The 278-nt window shown below is 34.5% G+C and carries 1 protein-coding gene; it reads right to left on the bottom strand.

The genetic code is table 11. From position 1 onward, the window contains the following. A partial coding sequence (locus SB749_RS19300) for a hypothetical protein (RefSeq protein WP_410711726.1) occupies positions 1 to 278 on the bottom strand: 278 nt, incomplete at both ends.

Consider the following 278-nt stretch of genomic DNA (forward strand, 5'->3'; position numbering starts at 1 on the left):
ATACTGATGGCAGCCTTTTACACGAAATACAGCCCCACCACTTTTGTCAGCGCGATATTCATTGGTTAAAATATTATTTGATATTAGCTGCCACTTTCCATTAATGAGTTGTTCAAGGATATAGTAATTACTATCTGAACTTTTTGTCCATTGGAGTAAATATTCGCTCGGTGTTTCTTTTATGGTTAAATATGGAGCACTTTCTGGGTATATATCAATAGGAACAAATACAGTTATACCTGATATACCAACAGGAGCATAAGCTTGTTTAAACTCTT

It is taken from the genome of Brevibacterium sp. SIMBA_078 (assembly GCF_046534565.1).
GTDB lineage: Bacteria > Actinomycetota > Actinomycetes > Actinomycetales > Brevibacteriaceae > Brevibacterium.